Annotated in this window: 9 protein-coding genes; 2 read left to right on the top strand and 7 right to left on the bottom strand. The window is 74.6% G+C overall.

What is annotated here, in order from left to right; genetic code table 11:
• Positions 1 to 456 (bottom strand): GntR family transcriptional regulator (locus B0E53_RS31175; RefSeq protein ID WP_146167826.1); only part of this gene is annotated, 456 nt, incomplete at its 3' end.
• A 38-nt stretch (positions 457 to 494) separates the two neighbouring features.
• Here B0E53_RS31175 and B0E53_RS31170 point away from each other — a divergent pair.
• Both B0E53_RS31170 and leuE read left to right on the top strand, forming a co-directional pair.
• Positions 495 to 1,742: a bifunctional pyridoxamine 5'-phosphate oxidase family protein/GNAT family N-acetyltransferase gene (locus B0E53_RS31170; RefSeq protein WP_107079257.1), complete on the top strand. Its 1,248-nt coding sequence runs from the start codon at positions 495 to 497 to the stop codon at positions 1,740 to 1,742.
• Positions 1,739 to 2,407, top strand: a complete 669-nt coding sequence (gene leuE, locus B0E53_RS31165; protein ID WP_107079256.1) for a leucine efflux protein LeuE — start codon at positions 1,739 to 1,741, stop codon at positions 2,405 to 2,407. The genes B0E53_RS31170 and leuE overlap by 4 nt, the downstream gene beginning before the upstream one ends.
• A gap of 15 nt (positions 2,408 to 2,422) precedes the next feature.
• Here leuE and B0E53_RS31160 read toward each other — a convergent pair whose 3' ends face one another.
• The 6 genes from B0E53_RS31160 to B0E53_RS31135 form a co-directional block, all read right to left on the bottom strand.
• A complete protein-coding gene (locus B0E53_RS31160; protein ID WP_107079255.1) occupies positions 2,423 to 3,352 on the bottom strand; it encodes a sporulation protein in 930 nt (309 codons plus the stop codon).
• Positions 3,353 to 3,481: 129 nt separating this feature from the next.
• Positions 3,482 to 4,546, bottom strand: a complete 1,065-nt coding sequence (locus tag B0E53_RS31155) for a hemolysin family protein (protein ID WP_107079254.1) — start codon at positions 4,544 to 4,546, stop codon at positions 3,482 to 3,484.
• Complete coding sequence (locus B0E53_RS31150) at positions 4,543 to 5,898, bottom strand: hemolysin family protein (RefSeq protein WP_107079253.1); 1,356 nt, start codon at positions 5,896 to 5,898, stop codon at positions 4,543 to 4,545. Before B0E53_RS31150 ends, B0E53_RS31155 begins: the two co-directional genes overlap by 4 nt.
• Positions 5,899 to 6,059: 161 nt before the next feature.
• Positions 6,060 to 6,392: a monovalent cation/H(+) antiporter subunit G gene (gene mnhG, locus B0E53_RS31145; RefSeq protein WP_210406286.1), complete on the bottom strand. Its 333-nt coding sequence runs from the start codon at positions 6,390 to 6,392 to the stop codon at positions 6,060 to 6,062.
• A 34-nt stretch (positions 6,393 to 6,426) separates the two neighbouring features.
• Complete coding sequence (locus B0E53_RS31140; protein WP_107079252.1) at positions 6,427 to 6,690, bottom strand: monovalent cation/H+ antiporter complex subunit F; 264 nt, start codon at positions 6,688 to 6,690, stop codon at positions 6,427 to 6,429.
• Positions 6,687 to 7,270: Na+/H+ antiporter subunit E (locus B0E53_RS31135; protein WP_107079251.1), on the bottom strand; the 584-nt coding region annotated here is incomplete at its 5' end. The genes B0E53_RS31140 and B0E53_RS31135, both read right to left, overlap by 4 nt.

Raw genomic sequence — 7,270 nt, 5'->3', positions numbered from 1 at the left:
GACCGGCACCCCGTCGGCGGCGAGCCGGTCCCGGGCGGCGGCGGCGAGTTCGGGCAGGACGGCGGCGGCCGCGTACCCGCCGGGCGTGCCGAACTCGGTGGCGAGCGCGGCCAGGTGCGGGCCGAGCGGCGGCAGCAGCCGACTGTCGGGCTCTCCGGCGGAGAGGTTGCGGGCGCCGGGCAGCGGTGGGGGCATCAGCGCGGAGCGGCGGCTCGCCACGGGCGGGCGGGGGCGGACCCGGGTTCCGTGCCGGCCGGCGGTGACGACCAGGCCACGCTGCCGCAGCTCCTGGTACGCCTTCGCGACGGTGGCCGGGCTGACGCCCAGCTCGACGGCGAGGGCGCGGACGGCGGGCAGGGCGTCGCCCGGGGCGAGGTCGCCGGCCCGGATGCCGGTTTCCACGCTCGCCGAAATCGCCGCCGACGAGGAGCCACTGATCTGATAATGTCCTGCCACAGTTCGGAGATTGTACTAGCACGAAGATGGGATGTCGCATGTACCCCCCGACCGAACGGACGACCGCCACCCGCATGCGGGCCCGGATGAGCTATGACGAGGCCGCCGCGCACGCCGTCCTGGACGAGGCGTACCACTGCGCGCTCGGGTTCACCGTGGACGGCGAGCCGCGCGTTCTGCCGACCCTGCACGTCCGGATCGGCGACACCCTCTACCTGCACGGCTCCACCGGCAGCCGGCCGCTGCTCGCCGCCCGTGACAACGCGGGCCTGCCGGTCTGTGTCGCGGTCACGCTGCTCGACGGGCTGGTCTACACCCGGTCCCAGTTCAACCACAGCGCCAACTACCGGTCGGTGGTGGCGCACGGCACCGCCCGCCTGGTGACCGACGAGCGGGAGAAGCTGGACGTGCTCACCGCGCTGGTGGAGAAGGTGGCCGCCGGGCGCAGCACGGACAGCCGCCCGCCGAGCCGGCGCGAGCTGGCCGAGACCGCCGTGCTGGCGCTGCCGCTGCGCGAGGTGTCGGTCCGCGCCCGGGCCGCCGGGGCCAACGACGATCCCGCCGACCTCCACCTGCCGCACTGGGCGGGGGTGGTGCCGCTGCGGCTCACCGCCGGCGTGCCGGAGCCGGCAGCCGGGGTGACCGCTCCGGTGCCGGCGTACCTGCGGCCGGCCCCGTCGCCCTGGCTGGAGCCGGTGGTGCTGCGCGGCGAACACGTCGTGCTGGAGCCGCTCGACGAGTCCCACGCCGAGGAGCTGTACGCCGCCCTCGACGACGAGGAGGTCTGGCGGTACGTCGGCACCCCGCGCCCGGGCGGCGTCGAGGAGATGGCCGCGTACGTCCGGGCCTCGCTCGACGCCCACCGGCGCGGGGTGCGGATGCCCTGGGTGCAGCGCTGCGCGGTGACCGGCGCGGTGGTCGGCACCACCTCCTACTACCAGCCGGACCCGGAACTGCGGACCGTGGAGATCGGCTACACCCAGCTCGGCCGGCCGTGGTGGCGCACCGGGATCAACACCGAGGCGAAGCTGCTGCTGCTCACCCGGGCCTTCGAGGAGCTGGACGCCGTCCGGGTCACCTGGCAGACCAGCTCGCTCAACGAGCGCTCGCAGCGGGCCATCGAGCGGCTCGGCGCGGTCCGGGAGGGGACCCTGCGGTCCAACCGGCGGCGCGCCGACGGCACCTGGCGGGAGTCCGCGCTCTACTCGATGCTCGCCTCGGAGTGGCCAAACGCACAGGTCACGCTGCGGGAACGGCTTCGCCCGGCGGTGCCCGCGGCGTCATGATGACCGGCGTGCTGGGGATCACCGACATCTGGACGTACGTGCTGGGCACCGTGGCGATCGTGCTGCTGCCCGGGCCGAACTCGCTCTTCGTGCTCTCCACGGCGGCGCGCCGTGGCGTGGCGGCCGGCTACCGGGCCGCCGGAGGCGTGTTCGTCGGCGACTCGGTGCTGATGTTCCTCTCCGCCGCCGGGGTGGCGTCGCTGCTCAAGGCGTACCCGGCGCTCTTCCTCGTGATCAAGTACGTCGGCGCCGCGTACCTCGGGTGGTTGGGCCTGGCCATGCTGCGCGGCGCCTGGCGGCGCTGGCGCGACCGCAACGACCCGGCGACGCCGCGGCTGATCGACGCGGCGGAGCCGGCGGCGGTGCGCAGCCCGTTCCGGCGGGCGCTGGTGATCAGCCTGCTCAACCCGAAGGCGATCCTCTTCTTCATCTCCTTCTTCATCCAGTTCGTCGACCCCGGGTACGCCTGGCCGGCGCTGTCCTTCCTGCTGCTCGGCCTGATCGCCCAGGTGACCAGCGCGCTCTACCTGACGGCGCTGATCCTGACCGGCACCTTCCTGGCCGCCCAGTTCCACCGCCGGCAGCGGCTCGCCGCGACCGGCACCACGGCCATCGCGGTGCTCTTCCTCGGCTTCAGCCTGAAACTCGCCACCGCCTCGGTCTGACCCGCGACGACCCACTCAGGTGCCGTCGCCCCCACCGCCACCGCCGCCGACGCCCGCGCCGCCGGCCGTGCCGCCGAGGCCGTAGCCGGGGGCGACCGGCTCGTCGGGCCGGCGGCTGACATGCGCGGACTCACCGATCCTGGCGGACCAGTCGGCGTGTGCGGCGGCCGCCGCGTGCCGGTCGATGGCGTGCCGCAGCCAGCCGTCCACGGTGGCCACCCAGTCCCGCCGGTCGGCCCCCGCGTGCCAGGCCCGGAACCGGCTGATGCTCTGGTGGGTGATCCCGGCCAGGGAGAGCCGGCGGTCCATCCAGAGCAGCACCTCCAGCCCCGCCGCATTGGTCACGAAGATCACCTCCAGCTCGGTGATCGGGCCGGCGTAGAGCGGGGCCACCCAGTAGCCCAGGCGCTGGTGGAACGGGAGCGCCTGCTCCACCCCGGGCAGCCGCCCCTGCTGCAGCCCGGCCTGCCGCATGACGAAGCCGAGGGTCTCCAGCGCGGCGAGGACGTGCTGCTGGGTGGGGATCGGGTGCACGAAGACCGGCACCATGGCGCCCTGGTCCAGGTCCGGGTCGACCGACACCTCGGTACGCAGCCCGGTGCGCAGGCTCATGAGCGGAACCCCGCCGAAGATGGTCACCGGGGTCTCCCACGGCAACGGGATCGCGAAGTCCACCGCCCGCCGCCGGTCCGCCGGCACCACGAACCGGCCGGCGATCGGCACCTGGTGGTACTGGACCAGCCGGCGGGGCGACTCCGGGTCCTCCGGCTCGACCTGGGCGACCAGCCCGAGCCGGATGTGCCGCACGGCGACGTCGTTGCCGCCGGCGGCCAGGGTGACCCGGCCGGGGAGGCGCAGGCCGGGGCGGGTGCTCGGGTTGGGCAGCGTGGTGCTCACCGACAGCCCGGTCCACACGGACTCCGACGACACCCCGGTCAACCGCATGCCGCCGGCATTCCCGCTGCCCGCTCCCCCATTCGCCCGCCGATACGCGGCGACGCTGGCGGGTCCGGGTGCGTCTGTTGTTGCCGGAGCGACAACAGACGCACCCGAAGCGGCCCGGAGAGCGGGGCGTCAGCGCATGCGGCGGCCTCGGGGCACCGGATCGGTCTCGTCGTCGAACTCGCCGATGACCTCCTCGAGGAGGTCCTCCAGCGCGACGAAGCCGATCGGCCGCGTCGGCCCGCCGCCGTTGCTGACCAGCGCCAGCTGGGCCTGCCGGCCCCGCATGGCGGCCACCGCCTCGGTGACCGACGCCTCGCCGGGCAGGGTGAACGCCGGGGTCATCAGCTCCTCCGCGGTGGCCGCCCGGCCGGTGGTGACGGCCCGGACCGCCTCGCGGACGTGGACGAGGCCGCAGACCTCGCCGCCGGCGTCGACCACGGCCAGCCGGGACCGGCCGCTGTCCCGGGAGACGTGCTCGATCCGCTCGGCGGTGTCGTCCCGGCGTACCGTGACGATCCGGTCGAACGGCTCCATCACCTGCGCCACGCTGGTGCCCTGCAACTCCAGCATGCTGGTCAGCATCTGGTGCTGCTCGGCGCCGAGCAGCCCGTGCTCGCGGGACTGCTCCAGCAGGATCCGCAGCTCGTCCGGGCCGTGCACCTGGGCGAGCTGGTCCTGCTGGCGGACGCCGACCAGCCGCAGCACGGCGTTGGCCAGCGCGTTGAGCGCGGACAGCACCGGGCGGGCGACCCGGGCGAAGGCCCGGAACGGCAGCGCCAGCAGCATGGCCGAGCGCTCCGCGTCGGTGATCGCCCAGGACTTCGGGGCCATCTCGCCGACCACCAGGTGCAGGAAGGTCACCAGGGCCAGGGCGAACAGCAGCCCGACCAGGTGGCTGACCGCGTCCGGCAGCCCGACCGCGTGCAGCAGCGGGCTGAGCAGGTGCTCGATGGCCGGCTCGGCCAGCGCGCCGAGGCCCAGGGTGCACAGGGTGATGCCGAGCTGGGCGCCGGCCAGCATCAGGCTCAGCTCGCGGACGCCGTCCAGCGCCGCGCGGGCCGCCCGGCCGCCCCCGACGGCCAGCTGTTCCAGGCGGTACCGCTTCGCCGCGACGAGCGCGAACTCGGCCGCCACGAAGAAGGCGTTGAGCGCCAGGAGCACCACGGAGAAGAAGAGCGCGAAACCTGGGCTCATGCCGCCTCCTCCCCGTGCGCGCCGGCGGTCGTCCGGAGCCGGACGGAGTCGGCCACGTGCCGGTCCACGGCCAGCACCTCGACCAGGGCGCGCGGCTCCGCGTCCGGCTCCTCGCCGTCGACGGCGAGGGCGATCTCCAGCCGGTCGCCGACCTCGGGCACCCGGCCCAGCTCCCGCATGACCAGGCCGGAGAGGGTGTCGTACTCGGGCGCCTCGGGCAGCGCGATGCCGGTGCTGTCGGCGACCTCGTCGATCCGCCAGCGGGCCGGCACCACCCAGGAGCCGTCCTCCTGCCGGGCCGGGGCCCGCTCCGGCGGGTCGTCCTCGTCGCGGATCGGCCCGACCAACTCCTCGGCGATGTCCTCCAGCGTGATCACGCCGGCGAAGCCGCCGTACTCGTCGACCACGCAGGCGAGCTGGCGGTGCCCGACCCGGAGCCGGTCCAGCACCGTCGGCAACGGCAGCGTCTCGGGCACCAGCAACGGGGGTACGGCCACCGCGGCGACCCGGGTGCTCGCCCGCTCGGCCGGCGGCACCCCGAGGACGTCGGCGATGCCGATCACGCCGACGAGGTCGTCGACGCCCTCGGCGCCGCGCACCGGGAACCGGGAGTGGCCGGTGTCGAGCAGCTCGACGACCCGGCTGACCGGCTCGTCGGCCCGTACGGTGTGCACGTCGACCCGGGGCACCATGGCCTCCCCGGCGGTCAGCTCCCGGAAGTCGAGCCCCCGGTCGAGCAGGTCGGACATCTCGGCGTCGAGGTGCCCCTCCTCCCGGGACTCGGCGATGATCTGCTCCAGGTCCTTCGGGGTGGCGCCGCTGGGCAGCTCCTCGATCGGCTCGATGCCGACCCGGCGCAGCAGCCGCACGGCGGCCCGGTCGAAGAGGGTGATCACCGGTCCGGCGATCCGCAGGTACATCAGGGTGGACCCGGCGAGCGCCCGGGCGAGCGGCACGGCGCGGGCGATGGCCAGGTTCTTCGGGGCCAGCTCGCCGAGGACCATCTGCACCACGGTGGCGATGATCAGGGCGAGCGCCACCGACAGCGGCAGCGCCAGCGCGCTGGAGAGCCCGGCGAGGCCGAGCAGGTCGGCCAGCCCGGCGCCCAGGTACGGCTCGGCGGCGTAACCGACCAGCAGGGCGGTCACGGTGATGCCGAGCTGGGCGCCGGAGAGCATGAACGAGAGCCGGCCGGTCACCTCCAGGGCCCGGGCGGCGGCGCGGTCGCCGCCGTCGGCGAGCTGCTTGAGCTTGCCCCGGTCCACGGCGACGTAACCGAACTCCTGGGCCACGAAGTAACCGGTGGCGGCGGTGAGCACGATGATGAGGACGAGTCCGACGAGGATCAGCACGGGACGGTCAGGGCTCCCGGGGCCGTCGGGTCCAGAGGTTGCCGGGCACGACCCGGCTGGCTACTGCTGCCCTCCTGGGCAGAAGAGTCGATCATGCCGCCATTTTATCGGCGGCGGCTGGACGTTCGCTGAGGGTGCCGGAAGCCTCCCCGCTGTCCGGTTCACCGCCCGGCCAGCTCGTCGGCGTCCAGCAGGTCCCGGTCGATCCGCCCCGAGCGGTAGGCGGCCCGCCCGATCATCTGCGCGGCGACCGGCGCGGTGGCCAGCTGGAAGACCGCCACCAGCGCGATCATGCGCAGGTCCGACGGCGTACGCAGGCGCAGCGCCAGGCCGACGAGGAGCAGCAGCACACCGAGCACCTGCGGCTTGGTGGCGGCGTGCATCCGGTCCAGCACGTCCGGGAAGCGCAGCACGCCGATCCCGGCGACCAGGCTGAGCAGCGCCCCGGCCAGCAGGCAGAGGCCACCGAGCCAGTCCGCCAAGGTCCCGATCATGGCGTGCCCCCCTTCGTTCGAGGGCGCCGGGCGGTCACGCTTCCTCCCGGACGGCGAAGCGGACCAGGGACACCGAGCCGACGAAGCCGAGCAGGGAGAGCACCACCAGCACGGGCAGCGTGGTGGCGTGGCGGTTGACCGCCGCCTCCGCGCCCACCGCGCCCAGCATGGTGGCGAGCAGCAGGTCGGCGGCGACGACCCGGTCGAGCAGGGACGGGCCGCGGTAGATCCGGGCCAGGGCGAGCAGCGCGGTGACCGAGAGCAGCACGGTCAGCGCGACGGCGAGGAGCGCGGTCACGGATGGTTCCTCCGATCGACGGGTTCGGGACTGAGCTGGCGTACCTCCGCGGGGGAGCCGACGGCGCGGACGATGCGGCGTTCGACGGCGAGGATCCGCTCCCGGCTGCCGGTCAGGTCCTCCGGCCCGCGGACGTCGAGGACGTGCACGTAGAGCACCCCGCCGTCGCGGTCCACCTCGAGGATCAGGGTTCCCGGCACCAGGGAGATCACCTCGGCGGTGAGCGCCAGGTTGAGGTCGGTGCGGACCCGCAGCGGCACCGCGATGATCGCCCCGCGCGGGCGGTACCCGGGGCGCAGCGCGACGGCGGCGACGTGCAGGCTGGCGCTGACCAGTTCGCCGGCGAAGGTGACCGCGAGGACCAGCAGCGGGCCCGGCCGCAGCCGCCCGCCGAAGGTGACCGGCGGGAGCGGGAAGAAGAGCAGCAGGGCCGCGCCGACCACCAGGCCGGCGAGCAGGTTGCCCCAGGACAGGTCGCCCCAGAGCAGCAGCCAGATGGCGACCAGCCAGCCGAGCGCGATGGCCTGGTCGCGCCGCCGTCCGCCCGGGCCGACGGCGGGCGCGGGGGCGTCGGGTCCCG

Source organism: Micromonospora sp. MH33, from assembly GCF_003013775.1.
GTDB classification, from domain to species: Bacteria; Actinomycetota; Actinomycetes; order Mycobacteriales; family Micromonosporaceae; genus Micromonospora; species Micromonospora fulviviridis.
This window is presented reverse-complemented; position numbering and strand designations above follow the sequence as displayed.